The 23369-nt window shown below is 55.3% G+C and carries 15 protein-coding genes; 10 read left to right on the forward strand and 5 right to left on the reverse strand.

Translation table 11 applies throughout. From position 1 onward, the window contains the following. Positions 1-137: 137 nt before the first annotated feature. Complete coding sequence (gene gyrA / locus DEU53_RS07750; RefSeq protein ID WP_110866580.1) at positions 138-2777, forward strand: DNA topoisomerase (ATP-hydrolyzing) subunit A; 2640 nt, start codon at positions 138-140, stop codon at positions 2775-2777. A 164-nt stretch (positions 2778-2941) separates the two neighbouring features. After that, the gene (gene rcsC / locus DEU53_RS07755; protein WP_101763669.1) at positions 2942-5797 is read left to right on the forward strand and encodes a two-component system sensor histidine kinase RcsC; all 2856 of its coding nucleotides are present in this window, start codon (positions 2942-2944) and stop codon (positions 5795-5797) included. Positions 5798-5845: 48 nt separating this feature from the next. Here the strand turns inward: rcsC and rcsB are convergent, their stop codons facing one another. The 3 genes from rcsB to DEU53_RS07770 are packed head-to-tail and all read right to left on the reverse strand — an operon-like array spanning position 5846 to position 10342. After that, the gene (rcsB, locus tag DEU53_RS07760; protein WP_007889370.1) at positions 5846-6496 is read right to left on the reverse strand and encodes a response regulator transcription factor RcsB; all 651 of its coding nucleotides are present in this window, start codon (positions 6494-6496) and stop codon (positions 5846-5848) included. 1 nt (position 6497) lies between these two features. Beyond that, on the reverse strand, positions 6498-9164 hold the full coding sequence (rcsD, locus tag DEU53_RS07765; RefSeq protein ID WP_110866697.1) for a phosphotransferase RcsD: 2667 nt from the start codon (positions 9162-9164) through the stop codon (positions 6498-6500). A gap of 23 nt (positions 9165-9187) precedes the next feature. Then, entirely contained in the window at positions 9188-10342 is a 1155-nt protein-coding gene (locus DEU53_RS07770) for an MFS transporter (protein ID WP_110866581.1), read from the reverse strand. A gap of 562 nt (positions 10343-10904) precedes the next feature. Between DEU53_RS07770 and DEU53_RS07780 the strand changes: the two genes are divergently transcribed. The 4 genes from DEU53_RS07780 (at position 10905) to ompC (ending at position 17782) form a co-directional block, all read left to right on the forward strand. Then, positions 10905-12689, forward strand: a complete 1785-nt coding sequence (locus DEU53_RS07780) for an Ig-like domain-containing protein (RefSeq protein WP_110866583.1) — start codon at positions 10905-10907, stop codon at positions 12687-12689. Between the two features lie 71 nt (positions 12690-12760). Next, on the forward strand, positions 12761-14893 hold the full coding sequence (locus DEU53_RS07785) for a type I secretion system permease/ATPase (protein ID WP_110866584.1): 2133 nt from the start codon (positions 12761-12763) through the stop codon (positions 14891-14893). Beyond that, complete coding sequence (locus DEU53_RS07790; RefSeq protein ID WP_110866585.1) at positions 14890-16059, forward strand: HlyD family efflux transporter periplasmic adaptor subunit; 1170 nt, start codon at positions 14890-14892, stop codon at positions 16057-16059. The genes DEU53_RS07785 and DEU53_RS07790 overlap by 4 nt, the downstream gene beginning before the upstream one ends. Before the next feature lie 598 nt (positions 16060-16657). Continuing rightward, complete coding sequence (gene ompC, locus DEU53_RS07795) at positions 16658-17782, forward strand: porin OmpC (protein ID WP_110866586.1); 1125 nt, start codon at positions 16658-16660, stop codon at positions 17780-17782. Positions 17783-17806: 24 nt separating this feature from the next. Here ompC and DEU53_RS07800 read toward each other — a convergent pair whose 3' ends face one another. Next, positions 17807-18370 carry a TetR/AcrR family transcriptional regulator gene (locus DEU53_RS07800; RefSeq protein ID WP_110866587.1) on the reverse strand — a complete coding sequence of 188 codons (564 nt, stop codon included), beginning with the start codon at positions 18368-18370 and terminating at the stop codon, positions 17807-17809. Between the two features lie 93 nt (positions 18371-18463). Here DEU53_RS07800 and DEU53_RS07805 point away from each other — a divergent pair, with 93 nt between their 5' ends. Continuing rightward, on the forward strand, positions 18464-18919 hold the full coding sequence (locus DEU53_RS07805; RefSeq protein ID WP_110866588.1) for a nuclear transport factor 2 family protein: 456 nt from the start codon (positions 18464-18466) through the stop codon (positions 18917-18919). 3 nt (positions 18920-18922) lie between these two features. Here the strand turns inward: DEU53_RS07805 and DEU53_RS23045 are convergent, their stop codons facing one another. Next, positions 18923-19081 (reverse strand): hypothetical protein, encoded by a 159-nt coding sequence (locus DEU53_RS23045; RefSeq protein WP_199559685.1) that lies wholly within the window; start codon positions 19079-19081, stop codon positions 18923-18925. A 402-nt stretch (positions 19082-19483) separates the two neighbouring features. Between DEU53_RS23045 and apbE the strand changes: the two genes are divergently transcribed. The 3 genes from apbE (at position 19484) to DEU53_RS07825 (ending at position 23341) form a co-directional block, all read left to right on the forward strand. Next, positions 19484-20521, forward strand: coding sequence for an FAD:protein FMN transferase ApbE (gene apbE, locus DEU53_RS07810; RefSeq protein ID WP_110866589.1), 1038 nt, complete (start codon positions 19484-19486; stop codon positions 20519-20521). Positions 20522-20532: 11 nt separating this feature from the next. Further along, positions 20533-21174, forward strand: a complete 642-nt coding sequence (gene alkB, locus DEU53_RS07815; RefSeq protein ID WP_110866590.1) for a DNA oxidative demethylase AlkB — start codon at positions 20533-20535, stop codon at positions 21172-21174. A gap of 514 nt (positions 21175-21688) precedes the next feature. After that, positions 21689-23341, forward strand: a complete 1653-nt coding sequence (locus tag DEU53_RS07825; protein WP_110866591.1) for a multidrug ABC transporter permease/ATP-binding protein — start codon at positions 21689-21691, stop codon at positions 23339-23341. Positions 23342-23369 lie beyond the last annotated feature (28 nt).

Here is a 23369-nt window from a genome sequence, read left to right on the forward strand (position 1 = left end):
CGCTTAACTCACGCGAACGCATCTCTCACGCTCAAGGAAAAGCGGGATTAAGGCCTGGTTAACGTTCACCGAAGGGAAGCAATGTGATATACTTTCGCACCTTTAAATCCGGGATTATGTAGAGGGATAGCGGCTCCATGAGCGACCTTGCGAGAGAAATTACACCGGTCAATATCGAAGAAGAGTTGAAAAACTCCTACCTCGATTACGCCATGTCGGTCATTGTTGGCCGAGCCTTACCCGATGTGCGTGATGGTCTGAAGCCGGTACACCGCCGTGTGCTTTTTGCCATGAGCGAACTGGGCAACGACTGGAATAAACCCTATAAAAAATCCGCCCGTGTGGTCGGTGACGTCATCGGTAAATATCACCCGCACGGCGATTCCGCGGTATACGAAAGTATCGTGCGTATGGCCCAGCCATTCTCCCTGCGCTACATGCTGGTTGACGGTCAGGGTAACTTTGGTTCGGTCGACGGCGACTCCGCCGCAGCGATGCGTTATACCGAAGTCCGCATGGCAAAGATCTCTTCGGAGCTGCTGGCTGACCTGGAAAAGGAAACCGTCGATTTCGTGCCGAACTATGACGGCACCGAGCAGATCCCTGAAGTCCTGCCAACTAAAATTCCTAACCTGCTGGTAAACGGTTCTTCCGGTATCGCCGTTGGTATGGCAACCAACATTCCACCGCACAACCTGACGGAAGTGATCAACGGCTGTCTGGCGTTTATCGAAGATGAAGACATCACCGTTGAAGGCCTGATGGAACACATCACCGGGCCAGACTTCCCGACGGCGGCCTTCATCAATGGTCGTCGTGGTATTGAAGAAGCCTATCGCACCGGGCGCGGTAAGATTTACATTCGCGCACGTGGCGAAGTGGAAACCGATGCCAAGACCGGCCGTGAAACCATCATCGTGCACGAACTGCCGTATCAGGTGAACAAAGCGCGTCTGATCGAGAAGATCGCCGAGCTGGTGAAAGAGAAGCGCGTGGAAGGCATCAGCGCACTACGTGACGAATCTGATAAAGACGGCATGCGTGTTGTCATTGAGATCAAACGCGATGCGGTGGGTGAAGTGGTTCTCAACAACCTCTACTCGCTGACACAGCTGCAGGTCTCTTTCGGCATCAACATGGTGGCGCTGCATCAGGGCCAGCCGAAGATCATGACGCTGAAAGGCATCATCGAAGCCTTCGTGCGTCACCGTCGTGAAGTGGTTACGCGTCGTACCATTTTCGAACTGCGTAAAGCGCGCGATCGTGCCCACATCCTTGAAGGCCTGGCGATTGCGTTGGCTAACATCGACCCGATCATCGAACTGATTCGTCGTGCACCAACGCCAGCCGAAGCGAAACTGGGCCTGCTGGCGCAGTCGTGGGATCTGGGTAACGTTGCCGCGATGCTGGAACGTGCCGGTAATGACGCTGCACGTCCGGAATGGCTGGAAGCCGAGTTCGGTATTCGCGATGGTCAATATTATCTGACTGAACAGCAAGCGCAGGCGATTCTGGATCTGCGTCTGCAGAAACTGACCGGCCTCGAGCATGAAAAACTGCTCGACGAATACAAAGAGCTGCTGGATCAGATTGCTGAGCTGCTGCACATCCTGCAAAGCGCTGAGCGCCTGATGGAAGTAATCCGTGAAGAGCTGGAGCTGATGCGCGATCAGTTCGGCGACGCACGTCGTACTGAAATTACCGCGAACAGTGCAGACATCAACATCGAAGACCTGATCAATCAGGAAGACGTTGTGGTGACGCTGTCGCATCAGGGTTATGTCAAATACCAACCGCTGACCGACTATGAAGCCCAGCGCCGCGGTGGTAAAGGCAAATCCGCCGCACGTATTAAAGAAGAAGACTTTATCGATCGTCTGCTGGTGGCCAACACCCACGACACCATTCTGTGCTTCTCCAGCCGCGGCCGTCTCTACTGGATGAAGGTCTATCAGCTGCCGGAAGCCAGCCGTGGTGCGCGCGGTCGTCCAATCGTCAACCTGTTGCCGCTGGAAGCCAACGAACGTATCACCGCCATTCTGCCGGTGCGTGAATACACCGAAGGCTTCAACATCTTCATGGCTACTGCGAGCGGTACCGTGAAGAAAACCGCGCTGCAGGAGTTCAGCCGTCCGCGTAGCGCGGGCATCATCGCCATCAACCTGCGTGAGGATGACGAGCTGATTGGCGTGGCGCTGACCAACGGTAGCGACGAAGCGATGCTGTTCTCTGCCGCCGGTAAAGTGGTGCGCTTTGCTGAAACGGCGGTACGTGCGATGGGCCGTTCGGCTTCGGGCGTTCGCGGTATCAAGCTGGCTGAAAGCGACAAAGTGGTGTCGCTGATTGTGCCACGCGAAGAGGGCGCGATCCTCACCGTGACGCAGAACGGTTACGGTAAACGTACCGCCAACAGCGAGTATCCAACCAAGTCGCGTGCGACCCAGGGCGTGATCTCGATTAAAGTCACCGAACGTAACGGACCGGTTATCGGCGCGGTACAGGTGGTGGATGGCGATCAGATCATGATGATCACCGATGCCGGTACGCTGGTGCGTACTCGCGTATCGGAAGTCAGCGTGGTAGGCCGTAATACTCAGGGCGTGATTCTGATCCGTACTGCGGAAGATGAAAACGTGGTGGGTCTGCAACGCGTTGCGGAGCCGGTGGAAGAGGAAGAACTCGACGCCATCGACGGTAGCGTAGCGGAAGGCGAGGAGGATATCGCGCCGGAAGTGGACAGCGACGACGAAGCACCAGAAGCTGACGACGAAGAGTAATTCGTAACGGCTTTAATAAGCGGCAGGTCAGGAAACTGGCCTGCCGTTTTTTTATCTGAGTTTTCCCCTAAAGGCGCGGGCTAGCTGGCTTTTTAGGGCCGATAAAGCTAGTGTATGGAAGCTTTTCAACATCCTGATAACCTCTTACCGCCAGTGAGCCTCTTTTGAAATATCTTGTCTCCTTTCGCACTACGCTTCGAATTTCGCGCTATCTGTTTCGTGCGCTGGCGTTGCTGCTCTGGGCGCTGGGTGCGCTGCTGACCACTTTCTACATCATCAACGTGCTGCACGAGAAAGAGAACGCGGTGCGTCAGGAGTTTGCCGCCAATTATGGTCAGGCTGAGTGGTACGTGCGCCATTCGGCGGACGTGATGCGCGAGCTGAAATACATCACCGAAAATCGCCTGAGCAGCAGCGCTAATGGTCTGGATGTGCTCAACGGTTTGCCGCCGGGCAAAGGTGCGCTGCCGCAGTTCACGCCGCTATTTTCCGATGGCGACTGCACGTCAATGAGCAATACCTGGCGTAACTCGCTGGACTCGCTCAGCTACTACATCAATTACTGGAAAAGCAATTTTGCCTCGGCGTATGAATTGAACCGCGTGTTCTTCATCGGCGGAGAGAATCAGTGTCTGGCTGATTTCACCATCGGCAGCAACAATTCGGTCGATCGTGAACGTAGCCTGAAAGCGCTGCGCGAACGCGTGCTGCATTATCGCAACGGCAATGAAGAAGAGCGCCGCCAGCCGATGTATTGGATCACCAGCAGCGCGCAGCCGGGCGTCGGCAACTTCTATATGGTGATGCCGGTATATGTGGCGAACAAGCTGCAGGCGTTGCTGGGCGTGGAGCAGAATATTCGCCTTGATGAGTTTATTCAGCCGGGCGGTTTGCCGCTGGTGGCCACCATCACCGATGAAAACTACCGTCCGCTGATCAGTTCGCGTCGTGGCGGGCCGGGCTACTCGCTCGACGATCTGCCGGATAACAGCACCTGGTTCGGCTATCTCGACAGCTATCGCCAGCTGGTGCTGAAAAAGCCGCTGCCGCCGTCGAATCTCAATGTGGTGTGGTCGCTTTCCACCGACGTGTTAACCGATCAGCTCAAGCTGATGCTGATCAACGCGCTGCTACTCAATATCTTAACCGCGGTGATTTTGTTCACGCTGGCGTGGATTTTTGAGCGCCGCATGTTCCTGCCGGCCGAGGAGAATGCGCATCGGCTGGAGGAGCACGAGCAGTTCAACCGCAAGATTGTCGCCTCGGCGCCGGTCGGCATCTGTATCCTGCGCACCAGCGACGGCACCAACATTCTGAGTAACGAACTGGCGCATAACTATCTGACGCTGCTGACGCAGGAAGATCGCCAGCGTCTGAATGAAATCATTGGCGGTCAGCAGGTCAACTTTGTCGATGTGCTGACCGGCAGCAACACCAACCTGCAAATCAGCTTTGTACATTCGCGTTATCGTAATGAAAACGTGGCGATTTGCGTGCTGGTGGATGTTTCGGCGCGCGTGCGTATGGAGCAGTCGCTGCAGGAGATGGCGCACTCGGCCGAGCAAGCCAGCCAGTCGAAATCAATGTTCCTCGCCACCGTCAGCCATGAACTGCGCACGCCGCTGTACGGCATTATCGGTAACCTCGATCTGCTGCAAACCAAAGTGCTGCCGAAAGGCGTCGATTCACTGGTGACGGCGATGAACAACTCGTCGAGCCTGCTGCTGAAGATCATCAGCGACATCCTCGACTTCTCGAAGATTGAATCCGAACAGCTGAAAATTGAACCGCATCCGTTCTCGCCGCGTGAAGTGGTCAACCATATTGCCAGCAACTATCTCTCGCTGGTGGTGCGTAAGCGCCTGGCGCTGTATGTGTTTATTGAAAACGATGTGCCCCTGATTATGGATGGCGACGCCATGCGTCTGCAGCAGGTGATATCCAACCTGCTGAACAACGCCATTAAATTCACGCATACCGGCTGCATCATCCTGCATGCTTACGTCAAAGAGGGTTATCTGGCATTCCGCGTACGCGATACCGGCGTCGGTATTCCGGCCAAAGAGGTAACGCGCCTGTTCGATCCGTTCTTCCAGGTGGGTTCTGGCGTGCAGCGTAACTTCCAGGGCACCGGCTTAGGGTTGGCGATCTGCGAAAAGCTGATCAACATGATGGACGGCGACATCGAAGTCGATTCCGAACCGGGTATGGGCAGCCAGTTTATCGTGCGTATTCCGATCTATTCCGGTCAGCTGGCGGCGCCACCGCTGCTCGACGGCTTGCAGGAAAAAGCCATCTGGCTGGATATGCGTAATGAGTATCTCGCCAGCTTCCTGCTGCGTCTGCTGCAACAGCAGGGTATTCAGGCAGCGTATTACCACGGCCAGGCGGCGGCTGATGATGTGATCATCAGCGATCACGATGAGCCTGCCGCGCAAACTGGACGCGCACATATTCGTATCTGTGGTGAGCACATCGATATGCCGCACGAAACCGCGCCGGGGCAATGGATTCAGAGCAGCGCGATGCTCCACGATCTGCCGCAGCTGCTGGGCCGCATCTACCGCATCAACATTAATAGCCAAACCGCCACGCCGCTGCCGTTAACCGCGCCAAAAGCCGCCGCGACTTTCGAAGATATTATCGTGCTGATTGTTGATGACCATCCGATCAACCGCATGCTGCTATCAGAACAGCTCGGCACCGTCGGCTATCAAACCAAAACCGCGCAGGATGGCGTTGATGCGCTGAACGTGCTGAGTCGCAACCATATCGATATCGTGCTGAGCGACGTGAACATGCCGAACATGGATGGTTATCGCCTGACGCAACGTCTGCGTCAGCTGGGACACACTTTCCCGGTGATTGGCGTCACGGCAAATGCGCTAGCGGAAGAGAAGCAGCGCTGTATGGATGCGGGCATGGATAACTGTTTGTCGAAGCCTGTCACGCTGGATGTGCTGAAAAGTACGCTGGCGGTGTATGCGGAACGCGTCAGAAAGGGCAGGGTAGAGGCGTAAAGCGGATGCTAAAAAATGGGCGGTGTCAGAAGACGCCGCCCATTTGTATTACTCTTTGTCGACCTGAGTGGCGCTGACAGAAGAGAGATAGTTCAGCAGCGCGATATCGTTTTCCACGCCCAGTTTCATCATGGCTGATTTCTTCTGGCTACTGATGGTTTTGATACTGCGGTTAAGTTTCTTAGCGATCTCAGTCACCAGGAAACCTTCTGCGAACAGACGCAGTACTTCACTCTCTTTCGGCGACAGACGTTTGTCACCGTAACCACCGGCGCTGATGCGCTCCAGCAGTTTTGCCACGCTTTCCGGCGTATATTTTTTGCCTTTCTGCAGAGCCGCGAGTGCTTTTGGCAGATCGGTTGGTGCGCCTTGCTTCAGTACGATCCCTTCGATATCCAGATCCAACACCGCGCTCAGGATCGCCGGGTTATTGTTCATGGTCAGAACGATAATCGAGAGGTCCGGATAGTGACGTTTGATGTATTTAATCAGGGTGATACCGTCACCGTACTTCTCGCCTGGCATGGAAAGGTCGGTAATCAGGACATTAGCGTCCAGTTTGGGCAAGCTGTTTACCAGTGCTGTTGAGTCTTCAAACTCACCTACAACGTTAACCCATTCAATCTGTTCCAGTGACTTACGGATACCGAACAGAACGATCGGATGGTCATCGGCAATAATTACGTTCAAGTTATTCATCTTATTGGTTACCTTGCTGCAGCAGTTGGCTGACGTAAGCGTCAATTTCACTGGTGGTATTTTTAATGGTTAAATCGTCACATACTTTAATGTGTTGTTCTAACGCTTCACAAAGCTGTTTACCTGAACCCAGATTGAGCATGGCAAACACGCCTTTCAGGCGATGTGCTGTCTGAGCAAGCGAGGGATAATCCTTTTCCGCCGCTTCAGTATACAGTCTCTTCACATCTGGCGGTACTGTCTCGGTAAACAGCTGGAAATAGCCTCCGCTCATTAGCGGCGTGGCTTCTTCATCTTCGCGACTCTCCTCTAACAAATCATGAGAAAGTTGCTTTTCAATCAGGGCCAGCAGCGCATCAAGCAGTGCATTACTGAGATTGAAGTTGACCCGGAATTGCTGATCGTTCAACGCGTGATGACCCATTTCGTCACCGGCCAGCAGCAGCGCCCAGCCGTTCAGGCGCGCCGGATCGTCTGTCACCAGCACATCATGATCCTGACCAGTTAAACGCTCATCCGAGGTCAGGCATTTCGCTCCCCAGTTTTCGAGGTGGCGACAAACGATCTTGTGTACGTCTTCTACGGCGATATCCACCAACGCGGTCACGCCTTCCAGCAGTTTCTCTTCCTGCTCGCCTTGCTGCTCTAACGCCAGCGGCAGCTGAATATTGTAGCGTGTGCCGATATCGGGTTTAGCGATGATCTCCAGCTGGCCGCCCATCTGTTTGCACAGCTGCTTACAGAGGAAAAATGCCATGCCGGACGCCTGGCCAAAACGATCTTGCGTGGTGTCGCCGAGATAGGGGAAATCGACATTCGCCAGTTCATCGACGCTCAAGCCGGAGCCGGTATCCACCAGCTGCAGCAAGACCTGGTTGGGCTTGTCTTCACTGGTTTTGATCTCCAGCGAAATCTTGCCCCAGCGCGTGGTGGTCAGCGAATAGTGCATCAGCGTGGTCAGCACTTTACGCAGCGCACGACGATCGCCAAAACGCATCTCGTCATTGGCTAAATGGTTATTCACCACCAGCGCTAAACCTTTACGACGCAGCAGCGGCAGGCTTTCCAGCGCGATTTCGTCCAGCATATCCTGCAGGTTGAACACGCTGGCATCAGGCGACCAGTCATGCGCTTCCAGGCGATTAAGCAGCACGATGTCATCCACCAGGCGCGCCAAACCCTGGCTCTCGTCGAGCAGATCGAGCACGCTTTCGTCATCGTCACGCTGGCTAAGTTGTACTAGTTGCTTAACCATGCTTTGCAGTGGACCATTGAGGGCGTGACCGAGGTTATGCATTAACTGCTGACGCATCTGGTGATTACGATCCAGCACCTGTTGCGCCTTCTGCAACTTCTTATTCACCAGTAATTCGCGGTCCTGATCGCGCATCATAAATAGCTGAGTATGCGGCGACAGCACGCTGCGCGCGTGGCGAATTTCATACACTTCGTTATTGATGGTCGCCTGCAATACGCCCTGATGTTGATCGGACATATTGATGATTTTCTGCAGATTCAGGTGCGGCAACAGATGTTCAGCGATTTTATTGCTGAGCAGCGTGCGGTTAGTGGCGAAGTCGTACACCAGCAAGCCGACCGGCAAACTGGCGACGATCTCTTCGTTAAGCATGCGCAGCGAATCCAGCTCGGCGCTCTGATTCTCGTTCGGGCGCAGCGATTGCTGACGCAGCAGCGTAATGCCCGCAATCGACAGTAAAAACAGCACAAGGTTGATCAGCAGCGGCCACATCAGATTATGCAGCGTATCCAGCGCCAGGCTGGTGAGCGGCACGCGATACACCAGCTGCAGCGAAGTGCTAGGCAGCGAGGCGGCGATCTCCAGATTCGGGTTTACCAGCGCCACGTGCGTGCTTTCGCTGCTGGTGTCGTCGCTGGTGGTGGTGTTGGTGGTCGACGTTTGCGTCGCGTCCTGACGCAGTTGGAAGTTCTCCAGCGGCATATTACGCGGAATCAGATCGTTAACCGGCAAATCAAATGCCACCACGGTGGCTAAATGGCCCGGCTGATTGAAAGTGGTGCGCAGGGTAAAGTAGTGATCGTTCTGCCAGGCGAAGTGACGCAGCGGCGAGAAGCTTTCGCGCTCATCCAGCGCATTGGCCTGCTGTAGCATCTCGGCGCGGCGGCTATCAACCAGCGAATTGATCGCACTCTCTTTATAACGTGTCGCCATGTCTTTCAGCGGCAGCGTGGAGATCATAATCAGGCTGTTATCCTGACCATTGAGGAAGTACATCGACCAGGTCGGATTTTCCGCGCCCCACAGCGTATCGAGATAGTTGGACATGCGCATGGTCATATCCAGCGTGCTGCTATCGTGCGAACCGAAAATCAGTGCTTCGGTTTTGCGGCGGGTTTTTTCCAGATAATAGACATCCGGGCGCAGGCGGGTTTCCTGAAGATTACTGTTCGGCGACGAACCGGCGGCGCTGGTGGCCAGGTTCTCATAGATCTGCCACGTAGCGAAGCGCGACGCATCGATGCGTTTCTGCATCGCACGCGCCAAATCGGTCATCGCATAGCGCTTCTCTGTCATCCAGGCATTCACGCTGTTGTGCACCATCGCGCCCAGCGCCAGAAAAAGCACCAGGTTAAACACCACGAAAAAGCGCGTTACATTGCCGGATGTCAGAGGAAATTTATAAGGCAGCATAGTGTCTCAGGATCATGGAATTAGCGCGCAACCCGTCGGGCACTGGCAGCGACGGCCAGCAGCAGCAGAGCGATAAGCAAAAATGCACCACTCAGGCTGATCCACTGGGAAATTAATCCGATTAAAGCCGGACCTGAAAGAATACCTGCATAGCCTAACGTTGTCATGGCCGAAATCGCCAGATTCGACGGCATATCGTGTTGATTCCCGGCAGCATTGAACAACATCGGCACCGTATTGGCGAGGCCAAAACCCACCAGCAGGAAAGCCAGCAGCGCAATTTGCGGCCACGGCAGCAACACCGCCAACGTCATGCCTGCGGCAGCGGCTAACGCACCGGTCAACATCACCGGATAACGGCCGAAGCGCTGAATCACTTTATCGCCGGTCAGACGACCAATGGTCATTGCCACCGAGAACACCGCATAACCTAAACCAGCGTGCGCCGGGCTCATCTCCGGGCTTTGCAGCAGCAACAGCGCGCCCCAATCCAGCACCGCACCTTCGGCAAGAAACAGAATAAAGCAGAGTAAACCGAGGAATGCCACCCAACCGCGCGGAATAACCAGCCACGGCTGATCGGGCTGATGCAGGCGTTCGGTCATCAGCGTCGGCAGGCTCCACACCAGCAGCAGCACAATCAGCACCATCACCGCGCCAACGGCTTGCAACGGCGTCAGGCCGCTGCCGAGTAACAGGCTGACGGAACCGGCGCCGATAATCCCGCCGAGGCTAAAGAAACCGTGGAAACCGGACATCATCGGCTTGCGTGCGGCTTTTTCCACTTCGACAGCCTGCACGTTCATCGCGACATCCAGCATGCCGAGTCCGGCACCAAACACCATTAAAGTGGCGGCCATCAGCCACATCACATCAAGCGTCGCCAGCAGCGGTAACATCGCCAGCACCACCAGCGTGGAGCACAACATCACCCGACGACCACCGAAGCGCGCAATCAAACCGCCGGTAATCGGCATCGCCGCCAGCGAGCCAATTCCCAGACACAGCAGCAAACCGCCCAATGATGCGCCGCTCAATGCCAGACGCTGGCTGGCGAACGGCACCAGCGGTGCCCATGCGGACATGCCCAATCCAGCGATGAGGAAAACGATACGTGTCCCAAGATTGACACGATGATGCAATTTATTTTGCGGCGCGGCGTCCAGTGCTGTCATAAAGAGTAGTTTTCATTAGCGGGTGAAGCGACGAAGTTTAGCATCAAAGCGCATGTCACACCGCGCATCAGACCCTATCAGATGGCAGCGATTAAACGCCATAAACAGGCATATTACCGATTTTTTACGCATCGCTGCGCTTTTCCAGAACTTTCCTGGCATGTGCCAATCATTACTGGAGTGACTTAAGTAAAATTTTTTCTGCCGAATGATGCAGTATACTGAAGAAAGATTCCGCGCCACATGCGGCCTGGACGTCAATTTTTTGGCGCTGTCGCAAAGCATGCATTTCCGGATTTTCGCCAATAGGCAGCGACCACGTAAAACCGATATGTTAGTCATCCCATCAGCTCCCGATGCGGAATATAGCGAGATCGAGATTATTTCTCCCCCTTTGGGAGAATTTTGCTGTGCCTTATTTTAGTCCTTGTTACCTGCGGGTAACCCGTTTTCATCAGGCGAAGCGGGCCATTGATTAATGGCCTGTATGGCGCACCGGTACGTTTAAAACATTAATAAGCTTAATGACCGTTGCAATACCTTCCCTGTAACGAGGTTACCTATGTCTTCACGTCAATCCGAACAACAATTAGCGGCGATTCTGCACTCTGCGGCCACTCTTTATCCGCTGGCAGACGACACATCATCTTTGCAAACGCGCAGTGTGGATACCACGCCGCCCGCGCCGTTACGTCCTTATGAACCTATTGCACAAGATGGCGTGATTGCCGCATGGGAATCCGGCAGGAATATTCACCTGCGCGGTCGCGCCGAATCTGAGCCAGGCGCCACCGTAACGCTGGCCTTTAATGGCGAAGTCTGGCACAGCACGGTAAATAAATGGGGTTACTGGAATGCTTCGATGCCGCCGTCGGTGCTCAACGGATTGTCCGACGGTGCTTATTCGCTGACGCTAACCCTCACCGACAAAGCCGGTAATAGCACCGATACGCAGGTGGGCTTTGGGGTTTACGTGGATAAAACCATCAAGCCTACGCTGACGGTGGATCCGATCAGCGGTGATAACGCGGTCAGCGTGGCAGAAGGCATTTACGGCGTGGAGGTGCACGGCAGTGTTACGCACATGCCGGCGAACAGCCATATCACGGTGATTTTAGCCGGGAAAAAATACTCTGGCGGCGTTAACGATAAAGGCGAATGGACCGCCGCTATTCCTTCACAGGATCTTCAGGCGTTACAGGATGGCGTCTACAGCCTGAAAGTCAGCGCTACCGATCCCAACGGCAAAACCACCGCTTATCTGCAGGATGTCACCTTAATTACCCACGTTAGCAGCCTGCCGCACATCAGTTTCGATAAGGTCACGGCAGACAACGTGATCAATAAAGAAGAGAGCCAAAACGATCTCACCTTTAGCGGCGATCTTTCGGTGGTGGTGCCGGGCCAGCAGCTGTTGTTGTGCAGCGGTGATGCGGTTTATCACGCGCAGATTGGCAGCGACGGTCACTGGCAGGTAACGATTCCGGCCAGTGAAGTGGCGAGCTTTATTGCACTGGGCGAAATCCGGGTTTATGCGCAGGATGGCGCTGGCAACAGCACTGACGCAATGCTGGAACTGAACGTGGTCACCCAACTGCCAGACATCTATTACGAAATCAATATTGGCGGCGATACCACGCTGAATCAGCAGGAAGCGCAGCACGATCTCAGTTTCTATCTCGAAGGCGTGAAGGAGCTGACGCTCAACGGCAAAAACTACACGCCGGTCAACGGCATGGTCACCATCAGCGCCGAAGATCTGCAGGCGCTGCCGGATGGCGAAGTGTCGGCGCTGGCCACGCGCTGGGATGAGTACGGCAACCACGACACGCAGATTATTGAGAACCTGTTCAACGTTGCCACGCATCAGGTGCCGACCATTACGCTGAATCAACCGTTTGGCGACGGGGTGCTGGATGCGGCGGAGCTCAATAGCTGGCATCTGATTCAGGGCAGCAGTAGCCATCTCGATCAGGGCAGCCTTGTGACGTTGACGCTGGGCGATCAGAGTTACACCGCCACGGTTAAAGCCGACGGCAACTGGGCGCTGACCATTTTGGCGGGTCAGCTGGCACCGCTGGATGATGGCAGTTACCAAATGAAGGTCAGCGCGCAGGACAAAGCAGGCAATGTGGCGATGGCGACGCAGCCGGTGACCATCGATAGCCATGAGGCGGCCGCCAGCGTCAGCAGCGAGCCACTGAATACGCAACTGGTCGACGCAGGCGACAGCGCCGCCGCTCAACCCAGCGATGCGCGCGCCACGGAGAGTCACTACAACGCCAGCGATAGCAGTTACACCCTCGGCGACCATCTGCAGCAACATCAGGTTCAGAACCTGGCGTAATCCGCCATCAACCGCTAGCAACATCGGCTAGCGGTTGCCAGCCCACTCTCATTGCTCACGGGACAACAGGGATGACAGCACAACCCTTCAACAGCGACAACGGCATCGCGGCGATGCTGCGCGTGGCGGCACGCTTCGGTAAACCGGCGGACGGCAGCACGCTGCGCCAGCAGATGCGCTGGTTTCAACATCTGGCCCCGACGCAACAGTTAGAACGTTTAGCCCGGCTGTTAGGCCTGCATTTGATGTTGGTGCCGCACAGCAAACTGCGCTGGCGGCAGGAAATTGTGCCGGTATTGCTGCTGCTGGAAAATGGCAGCGTAGCGTTGATAGAAGAGGTGGATAGCAACGGTGGCGTACGTTACTGGCTGAGTGAAAGTGGCGATGTGGTGCGCGCAGGTCAGCTGCAGGATTTGCTCATGCAGGCCGACATGCAGGTCGGCGTCGTTGGTGTGGCGGCGCGGGCGCGTGATGCGCGCATCGATGAGTTTGTGCAGCCTTATCAGCCGCACTGGTTCTGGCATCACTTTCGTGGCATGAAGCGGCGCATTGCGGAAATCAGCCTGGCCTCGCTGGTCGGCAACGTGCTGGCGCTGGCGGGCATTCTGTTTTCTATGCAGGTGTACGATCGGGTGATTCCGGCGCAGTCGCTGCCAACGTTGTGGGTGTTGTTCGCCGGCGTGGTGCTGGCGGCCGCCATTGAGTATCTGATTCGTCTGATGCGCACCCAGGTTTCTGACCTGATGGGCAAACGCATCGACCTGAAAATATCCGCCATGCTATTCGCGCGGGCGATGAACATCCGCAACGAAGCGCGCCCACGTTCCACCGGCTCCTTTATTGCCCAATTGCGTGAAATTGACCAGGTACGCGAACTGCTGACGTCCACCACGGTGAATGCCGCCGCCGACTTGCCGTTTGTGCTGCTGTTTCTGCTGATTATGGCGTCGATTGGCGGCTGGCTGGTGCTGATTCCGTTACTGGCAATCCCGCTGATCGTCATTCCAGGCTTACTGGTGCAAATCCCGATGGCGCGGCTGGCGCAGGAAGGGTTGCGGGAAAGCGCGCTGCGTCAGGCGGTGCTGGTGGAAACCTTAGAAGGTGTAGAGGATATCAAAGCGCTGCAAGCGGAACCCTATTTTCAGCGCCAGTGGGAGCAAACGCACGAAGTTAGCGCGGCCATCAGTAATCAGCAACGTTTATGGGGCGCGCGCCTCACCGGTTGGTCGGCTAGCGTGCAGCAGCTCACCTATGCCGGCATGTTGGTGTTCGGCGTCTATCTGGTGCTCGACAATCAGATCACCACCGGCACGCTGGTGGCGTGCAGCTTGCTCTCATCACGCACCATCGCGCCGCTGATGCAGCTCACCATGGTGTTTTCGCGCTGGCAGCATGCGAAATCGGCGATGAAAGGGCTGGATGAACTGTTAAAGAAGCCGCTCGACCAACCCGATCACGCCACGCTGGCGCACTGTCCGGTGCTCAGCGGCCACTATCTGCTGCAAAACGTGCATTACCGCTACGAAGAGGAGAGCGGTAATAGCGTGCTCAACATTCCGCAATTGCAGATCACGCCCGGCGAACGCGTGGCGATTCTCGGTAAAGTCGGCGCGGGCAAATCGACGCTGCTGAAGATGCTGGCCGGTCAGGCGCGCGCCAGCCAGGGCAAAGTGCTGGTGGACGGCGTCGATCTCACCTGCATCGATCCGGTCGATCTGCGGCGTCAGCTTGGCTGGCTGTCGCAGGATGCGCGGCTGTTTTTCGGCACGCTGCGCCAGAACCTGCTGCTCGGTAATCCGCACGCCAGCGAGCAGGAGATGCTGCAGGCGCTGCGCATTAGCGGCGCGTTAGCTTTGGTGCAGCAGGATGCCGCCAGCCTCGATCGCATTATTCACGAAGGCGGACGCGGCTTGTCCGGCGGCCAGCGGCAAATGGTGCTGCTCAGCCGGTTGATTCTGCGCCAACCGCAGGTGGTTTTGCTGGACGAACCGACCGCGGCGATGGATGAACAGCTGGAAGCGCAGGTGATTCGTCAGCTGGCGCAATGGGTCACCGGGCGCACGCTGGTACTGGTCACGCATCGTCCCGCGCTGCTGCGCATGGTTGATCGCATCATTGTGATGGATAACGGCCGCATCGTGGCCGATGGCGCGCGCGACGAGATTCTGCGCCACGCCGCCAGTAAAAAAGGAGATGCGGCATGAGCGTGGTGCTGTTGGATAAAGATCTGACGCGGCGTGAGCGTCGCACCTCGGCGATCATCTGGCTGTGCGTGGTGGCGCTGCTGCTGTTTCTGCTGTGGGCGTACTTTGCGGTGCTGGACGAAGTCACGGTCGGCATCGGCAAAGTCACGCCTTCCAGCCGCGCGCAGATCATTGATAGCCTTGATGGCGGCATCGTCAAACAGCTCAATGTGCACGAAGGCAATATCGTGCAGCGCGGCGAGGTGCTGGCAACACTCGATCCTACGCGCTTTCAAACCAACTTTGGTGAGGCGATTGCGCGGGTGCGTACGCTGCGTGCCTCCTCTGAACGTTTACAGGCCGAGCTCAGCGACACGCCGCTGAAGTTCAGCGCCGATATCCTGCAACTTCCCGAACTGGTGGCGCGCGAAACCCAGCTCTATCAGGCGCGGCGGCAGAATTTCGTCGAGACCATCGGCAATTTGCAGCAATCCCTTGCGCTGGTGCAGGCAGAACTCAACGTGACGGAGCCGCTGATGCTGCGCGGCGCGGCGGGTAAGGTGGATGTGATTCGCCTGCGTCGCCAGGTTAGCGATCTGCGCGGCAAAATCGACGAAGCGCGCAACGATTATTACGTGCGAGCCCATGAAGAGCAGGTGAAGAACAACGGTGAGCTGGATGCGCAGCTGCAGGTGGCGGCAGGGAAACAGGATCTGCTGACGCGCACTACGCTGATTTCGCCGGTGCGCGGCATTGTGAAGGATGTGCGCGTCACCACCGTGGGCGGCGTGCTGGAGCCGGGTGGCAAGCTGATGGAGATTGTACCGCTGGAGGATCAATTGCTGATTGAGACGCGCATCAATCCACGCGATATCGGCTATATCCGGCCGGGTTTACCCGCGGTGGCGAAGATCACCGCCTACGACGCGTCGATTTATGGCGATCTGCACGGGGAAGTCGAAACCGTCTCGCCTGATACGCTGCAGGACGAAGTGCGGCACGACGAGTTTTACTATCGCGTCTATGTGCGCACGCAAAAAGCCGAACTGACCAATAAAAGCGGCCGCAGGTTCGCCATCATGCCCGGCATGGTAGCGAATGTTGAGATTAAAACCGGTCAGAAAACCGTGATGGATTATTTGCTTAAGCCACTGAATAAAGCCAGGGAATCACTGCGTGAGCGTTAACAATATGCGCCGGCAATTATTGCAGCGATCTTTGTTACGTGCCGAAATTAACATTGCCGATTTAAGGCTATTAATTGAACAAAATGTGCGAAAAGAGACAAATAATGCGCGGCAGTTATTGTGGTTAATTTAACCCGCGTAATTAACTTTACGCAATATAAGGCGATGTCTGAATTGCGGGCAAAAAAATGCCGGACCATCTGGTCCGGCGGGAAATTAGGGTAAATCAAAACATTCGGGGTGAATGAAGGTAATAATGAAATAAATGATGATAGCGGGGATAATTGTATGCTCTGGATGGGTTTGAGTTTTGTCATTCAGTGCGGAAATGTAACTCATGTAATTTTATGTTTTTAAACAATTAAAATATATGTTGTCAAAAAGTGCTATATTTTTTACCTATCTGTGCTGGTTATTAGTTCCCCGTAATTTACATTCTGAAATAACTATTAAATACACTGAAACAGTTTTGGAAATTTAGTAGCATTTTCGTGATAGATTATTGCCCAACATAAAATAACAATGGCGTGCCGGCTGAATTTTTAATCATTCAGTTCGCAGTGGCAAAAATAAAGGCACATTATAGAGGGTAATAAAAATGAAACGTCGCGTTCTCTCCCTGATGATTCCTGCATTGCTGGTGGCAGGATCAGTAAGCGCAGCTGAAATTTACAATAAAGATGGCAACAAATTAGACCTTTACGGCAAAGTGGACGGTCTGCATTATTTTTCTGACAACTCTGGCTCAGACGGTGACCAGTCTTACCTGCGTTTTGGCTTCAAAGGTGAAACTCAGGTGACCGATCAGCTGACCGGTTACGGCCAGTGGGAATACCAGGCTGCACTGAACACCGCAGAAAGCGAAGGCACCGCGAACAGCTATACGCGTGTTGGTTTTGCCGGTCTGAAATTTGGTGATGCAGGTTCATTCGATTACGGCCGTAACTACGGCGTGATGTACGATCTCGGCGCATGGACTGACGTTCTGCCAGAGTTCGGTGGCGATACCTACGGCGCGGACAACTTCCTGTTCCAGCGCAGCAACGGCCTCGCTACCTATCGTAATACCAACTTCTTCGGTTTAGTGGATGGCTGGAACTTCGCGGTTCAGTATCAAGGCAAAAACGATAACCCAACCGAATCTACTGGCTCTGGTCGTGATGTGTTGGGCGAGAACGGTGACGGCTACGGCCTGAGCACCACTTACGATCTGGGTTCAGGTTTCGGTATTGGTGCAGCGATGTTCCAGTCTGACCGTACCAATAACCAGAACGGTAACAATCCACGTACCGCCAACATCCTGGGTCGCGGTGATAAAGCCGAAGCTTACAGCGGCGCGCTGAAGTATGACGCTAACAACGTTTACCTGGCCGCAATGTACAGCCGTTCATACAACGCAACGCGTTTCGGCGCCAGCGATAGCGGCACCGTTTACGGTTACGCCAACAAAGCGGATAACTGGGAATTGGTGGCACAGTACCAGTTCGACTTCGGCCTGCGTCCATCTCTGGCGTTTGTCTCTTCTCGCGGCTCTGACATCGAAGGTTACGGCAGCCAGAACCTGAAGAAATACATTGATGTAGGCGCAACTTACTACTTCAACAAAAACATGTCGACCTACGTTGATTACCAGATCAACCTGCTGGACGACAACAACTTCACCGACGCAGCCGGTATCAATACCGATGACGTCGTAGCACTGGGCTTGGTTTACCAGTTCTAAGGGTGATGGAGCGTGACTTGCCGGTCACGCTCCCGTTTTCAGCAGCGCATCCAGCGCGGCACGCAGCACGTCGACCACCCGTTCCGACTCCTCGCCAATCTGTACCTGCACAATCGCGCCCTCAACCAGCAACACAATCTGCGCCGTTTTGACCTGCTGATCGGGCATCAACTTGTCGCTGATCGCCTGCGCCATCTCACGCTTATGTTGACGAATCAGTTCGCTGGCTTCCGCTAACGTGTCGCCCAGCTCCGCGGCGGTATTGATAAACGCACAGCCGCGATAATCGTCATCCCTGAACCAGCTCAGTAACGCCGCGGGCAGCGCTTCGATCAATGCCGCATGCTGATTCAGCGCATGGCGAAACGCCAGCATCCAGCGCTGATGGCGCTGCTGTAAAAACGCCAGCACCAGCGCATTCTTCGCCGGAAAGTGACGATAGAAAGTCACTTTGGTCACCCCCGCTTGCGCAATCACCTTATCCACACCGGTGGCGCGAATGCCTTGTTGGTAAAACAGCTGTTGCGCGCATAGCAAGATACGATCGCGCGCGGAGGCGGTGGCATCAAAGATCAGAGGCTCAAGCATAAAAATTCCTGTGTTTGCATGTAGACAGAATTGTCTACATACGGCAGGATGAATCAAGTAGACAGACCTGTCTACATAATAGGGAGAAATAACATGCTGGTGCCACCGTTCAATCAACAAACCGCATTACAGAAAGTCCGCATGGCGGAAGATGCCTGGAACAGCTGCGATGCGCAGCGTGTTTCGCGGGTGTACAGCGAAGATACGCGCTGGCGCAATCGCAGTGAATTCGTCAATGGACGCGCAGAAGTCGTGACCTTCCTGCAGCGTAAGTGGATCAAAGAGTTGGATTATCGACTGATCAAGGAGTTATGGGCGTGGCATGAAGATAAGCTGGCGGTGCGCTTTGCCTATGAATGGCATGATGACAGCGGTAACTGGTTTCGCAGCTATGGCAATGAGAACTGGCACTTTGGTGCCGATGGTTTGATGATTCAGCGATTCGCCTGCATCAACGATCTGCCGATCAGCGCAGCTCAGCGTCTGTTCCACTGGCCAGCCGGCACGCGCCCGGACGATCATCCGGGCCTGAGTGAGTTGGGACTATAAAGGTTACTGCATACCGCGCCATTTTTTAGCTTTGGGTGCCGGCTGCGGCGGCGGGTTGGTGATGGTGCTCAGGCTGCCTTCCATCGCGACACCCGCCAGCGTAAAGGCCGAGAAGCTCAGCCAGTGCTGCCATTTACTGTTTTGTATTTTGCTATTTTCCATTCTGCACCTCGCTGAAGTTCAACTCATCTTCAACAATGCAGCATTCATGCCAGCGCACCGCTCTCAGCGCCACGCGGCTTGTAGCGACTTTGCTACACTGCGCCAGCGCTGAAGCGGTGCAGAAGGGTGATTTTCTGGTGCAATAATTTAACGTCGGCGTGCAGGATAGTGCTGAATCTGGCGATGGCGGTACGTCTGCCAACATTTGAAACTGCCATAAATAAACAACCCGGCGGTTACGGCAATAATCATATAAATCATCTGATGCTCCTGTAGGCATAACGTTGCAGGAACCGGTTATCCTGTGTCAGCGTTTATCGAACATCAAGCAGCTTTAGACTGCTTTACAAGCGAGTTATGCTTTGTAATTGGCTGTAGTAATGGGTTACAGATGAGGAATTGATGCGTTTTCAGAACATTCTGCTAATTAGCCTGCTGGCATTAGGACTCAGCGGTTGCGAAAAAAACAGCAGCCAACCCGCGATGGTGCTGGAAGGCAAAACCATGGGCACCGTGTGGCGCGTCAGCGTCGCCGGCGTTGATCCGCAGCGTAAAGCGGCGTTGCAACAGCTGATCCAGCAACAGCTGGATCGCGATGACGGCGAACTCTCGACGTGGAAAAGCGATTCGGTGCTGTCGCACTTTAATCAGTATCAAGGCAACGCACCGCAGCCGGTAAGCGCTGATATGGCGGACATCGTTACTGAAGCGCTGCGAATCGGGCATAAAACGTCGGGTGCGATGGATATCACCGTGGGCCCGCTGGTCAATCTGTGGGGTTTTGGCCCGACGAAGCAACCGGCGCATACCCCCAGCGAGGCAGAAATCGCCGCCGCTAAAGCGCGGACTGGCTTGCAGCATCTGCGCGTGATTCAGGGCGTGGACGGTCAATGGCTGCAGAAAGATCTGCCCGGCCTGTATGTCGATCTCTCCACCATGGGAGAAGGCTATGCCACCGATCATCTGGCGCGTCTGATGGAGCAGCAAGGCATCACTGATTATCTGGTTTCAGTGGGCGGCGCAGTATTGAGCCGTGGCGTCAATGCTAATCAGCAGCCGTGGCGCGTGGCGATCCAGAAACCCACCGATCGCGAAAACGCGGTGGAAGCGCGCGTCGATCTGCAAGGACACGGCATTAGCACCTCCGGCAGCTATCGCAACTATTATGAACTGGATGGCAAACGCATTTCGCACGTCATCGATCCGACTACCGGAAGACCGATTGAGCACAAGCTGGTGTCGGCAACGGTGATTGCCACCACCGCGCTGGAAGCGGATGGCTGGGATACCGGTTTGATGGTGCTCGGCAGCGAACACGCTAAAGCGTTAGCGGTGAAAGAGCATCTGGCGGTCTATTTGATCAGCAAGCAGGGCGACGGTTTTACTCACTGGATGTCGCCGCAGTTTAAAACCTTCCTCATCGATCAGGCATCTCAATAAAGGAGGCGCACATGCTGGATTTATTTAGTGACGAAGCGCCGTGGCAGGAACCGCTAGCGGATGGCGCGGTGATTCTGCGACGTCGTGCCCGCGAACAGGCCGACGCGCTGCTGGCGGCGATTCACGATATCGCCGCGAAAAATCCCTTTGCCCATCGCATCACGCCCGGTGGCCATCGCATGTCGGTGGCGATGACCAACTGTGGTGATTTTGGCTGGTCCACCGATTCGCGCGGCTATCAATATACCGAGCAAGACAGCAACAGCGGACACCATTGGCCGCCGATGCCCGCGCTGTTCCGCGAGCTGGCGCAGCAAACTGCGCGCGAAGCGGGCTTTGCCAGTTTCAATCCTGATGCCTGCCTGATTAACCGCTATGAACCCGGCGCAAAACTGACGCTGCATCAGGATAAAGATGAGAAGGATCTGCGCCAGCCGATTGTGTCGGTTTCACTGGGATTGCCTGCGGTATTCCAGTTCGGCGGTTTCGAACGCGGCGACGCCACCCAGCGCGTGCTGCTGGAACATGGCGATATCGTGGTGTGGGGCGGGCCATCGCGCCTGCGTTATCACGGCATTCTGCCGCTCAAACCTGGTATTCATCCGCAGGCAGGCGCGTTCCGCTACAACCTGACCTTCCGCCGTGCTTTTTAGCGCATTTTCGTCTCGGCGCAATTAATTTGGAATGCATGTTGTTAAGCCATTGATGAAGGCGCTGGCCGGTGCCACTTTTGGTTCGGCGGTCCTCGCGCCGCTTACGCGGTACCTTCACTTCGCTCGTCTGCCTGACGGACCGGCGGAGACGGGACTTCCATGTCCCGGCTCCGCCTTTCGCCCGCGTCCTGCGGGCTCTCCTGGCTTCCTCGCTTCGTTCAGCGCTGCGGATTGCCGGCCCAAAAGCGGCCCCGGCCTGCTCATCAACTTCAGTGCTTATTATTGAAAAGGGCTCATTTGCCAGAGGCGCAGACGTGTCAGAGCCCGCACAGATAATGCATTTTCAAAACAAAATACCTTCTTATCTGACAAGCATTTCGCAATAAATCGCGCCGCTACCAAACGAGCGGCGAGAAACATTTTACTCAGGCAAATTTGAGATGAGAATTATTCTTGCTATCAGCCAAGGCGACATTAAACTGCAGGCTGCTTTATTGACCGCTGGAACCCTTTGATGGCATTGCTGCAAGTCGTTTTTCGCCAGTACCGCTGGCCTTTCATTGGCGTCATTCTTCTTACACTGTTAAGCGCCGTGCTTGGTATTGGTTTGATTGCCTATATCAATAATGAGCTGATCGTCGCGGTGAATACCTCGATTTCGGTGCTGCCGAGTTTCCTTGGCCAGCTGTTCCTGCTAATGGCGGTGACGCTCGGCTCCCAGCTGGCGCTGACTATGCTCGGCCATCACTTTGTCTGGCGGCTGCGCGGCGAATTCATCAAACGGATTCTTGATACGCGCGTGGAGCGCATCGAACAGATTGGCAATGCCCAACTGCTGGCCGGCCTCACCAGCGATGTGCGCGCCATCACCATCGCCTTCGTGCGTTTACCCGAGCTGATTCAGGGCATCATTATTACGCTCGGTTCGGCGCTTTATCTCGCCTGGCTCTCGCCAAAAATGCTGCTGATCACCTGCCTGTGGCTGGTGGTGACGCTGGTTGGCGGCTGGTTGCTGGTATCACGCGTTTATCAGCACATGGCTAAGCTGCGTGAAATCGAAGATGACCTGTATCGCGATTTCCAGACCATTATCGAAGGGCGTAAAGAGCTGCAGCTTAACCGCGAACGTGCGCAGCTTATTTACGACAGCGTTTATCAGGAGAATGCCAAAAGCTATCGCCACCACATCGTGCGCGCCGATACCTTCCACCTCAGCGCGGTGAACTGGTCGAATATCATGATGCTCGGCGCGATTGGCATCGTGTTCTTTATGGCGAACGGGCTGGGCTGGGCAAATACGGCGGTGGCGGCAACTTATTCGCTGACGCTGCTGTTCCTGCGCACACCGCTGCTGGCGGCGGTCGGCGCCTTGCCAACGCTGCTCAGCGCGCAGGTGGCGTTTCGCAAGCTCAACAGGTTTGAACTGGCGCCCTATGAAGAAACGTTCAAGGCGCTGCCAAAAGTCAGCGACTGGCAAACGCTGGAGCTGCGCGACGTCTGCTTCCACTACGGTGAGCACGGATTCCAGGTTGGGCCGATCAATTTGACGCTGCGCCGCGGCGAGCTAGTGTTCCTGATTGGCGGCAACGGCAGCGGAAAATCGACGCTGGCGATGCTGCTCACCGGCCTCTATCAGCCGCAATCGGGCAGTTTGCTGCTGGATGGCAAGGTGGTGGATTGGCAAAACCTCGATGCTTATCGCAAACATTTCTCGGCGGTGTTTACTGACGTGCATCTGTTTGATCGCCTCATCGGCGATCAAGGGCAGCCAGCCAATCCTGCGCTGGTGCAGCAGTGGCTGGAGCGTCTGAAGATGCAGGACAAGCTCAAGCTGGAAGGCAATAGAGTGCTTAATCTGCAACTGTCGAAAGGGCAGAGCAAACGTCTGGCGCTGCTGCTGGCAGCCGCCGAAGAGCGCGATATTCTGTTGCTCGACGAATGGGCGGCGGATCAGGATCCGCATTTCCGTCGCATCTTCTATCGTGAGCTGCTGCCATGGTTACAGGAATCGGGTAAAACGGTGTTCGCTATTAGTCATGACGATCACTACTTTATTCACGCCGATCGCTTGCTGGAGATGCGCGAAGGTCAACTAAGTGAGTTAACCGGTAACGAACGCGAGATGGCAACGCTGGATGCGGTGCAACGTACCGATACCGGCCATTAACGCCAGCCGGGAAAGCTTAGCAAAAACC

It is taken from the genome of Pantoea sp. AG1095 (genome assembly GCF_003208415.1).
Classification (GTDB): Bacteria; Pseudomonadota; Gammaproteobacteria; order Enterobacterales; family Enterobacteriaceae; genus Pantoea; species Pantoea leporis.

Excerpts from the sequence above, each read along its gene's own strand:
- ompC (WP_110866586.1), top strand. The coding sequence starts at position 16,658 with ATGAAACGTCGCGTTCTCTCCCTGATGATTCCTGCATTGCTGGTGGCA.
- rcsB (WP_007889370.1), bottom strand. The coding sequence starts at position 6,496 with ATGAATAACTTGAACGTAATTATTGCCGATGACCATCCGATCGTTCTG.
- DEU53_RS07790 (WP_110866585.1), top strand. The coding sequence starts at position 14,890 with ATGAGCGTGGTGCTGTTGGATAAAGATCTGACGCGGCGTGAGCGTCGC.
- DEU53_RS07800 (WP_110866587.1), bottom strand. The coding sequence starts at position 18,370 with ATGCTTGAGCCTCTGATCTTTGATGCCACCGCCTCCGCGCGCGATCGT.
- gyrA (WP_110866580.1), top strand. The coding sequence starts at position 138 with ATGAGCGACCTTGCGAGAGAAATTACACCGGTCAATATCGAAGAAGAG.
- DEU53_RS07825 (WP_110866591.1), top strand. The coding sequence starts at position 21,689 with ATGGCATTGCTGCAAGTCGTTTTTCGCCAGTACCGCTGGCCTTTCATT.
- alkB (WP_110866590.1), top strand. The coding sequence starts at position 20,533 with ATGCTGGATTTATTTAGTGACGAAGCGCCGTGGCAGGAACCGCTAGCG.
- DEU53_RS07785 (WP_110866584.1), top strand. The coding sequence starts at position 12,761 with ATGACAGCACAACCCTTCAACAGCGACAACGGCATCGCGGCGATGCTG.
- DEU53_RS23045 (WP_199559685.1), bottom strand. The coding sequence starts at position 19,081 with ATGGAAAATAGCAAAATACAAAACAGTAAATGGCAGCACTGGCTGAGC.
- apbE (WP_110866589.1), top strand. The coding sequence starts at position 19,484 with ATGCGTTTTCAGAACATTCTGCTAATTAGCCTGCTGGCATTAGGACTC.
- DEU53_RS07805 (WP_110866588.1), top strand. The coding sequence starts at position 18,464 with ATGCTGGTGCCACCGTTCAATCAACAAACCGCATTACAGAAAGTCCGC.
- DEU53_RS07780 (WP_110866583.1), top strand. The coding sequence starts at position 10,905 with ATGTCTTCACGTCAATCCGAACAACAATTAGCGGCGATTCTGCACTCT.
- DEU53_RS07770 (WP_110866581.1), bottom strand. The coding sequence starts at position 10,342 with ATGACAGCACTGGACGCCGCGCCGCAAAATAAATTGCATCATCGTGTC.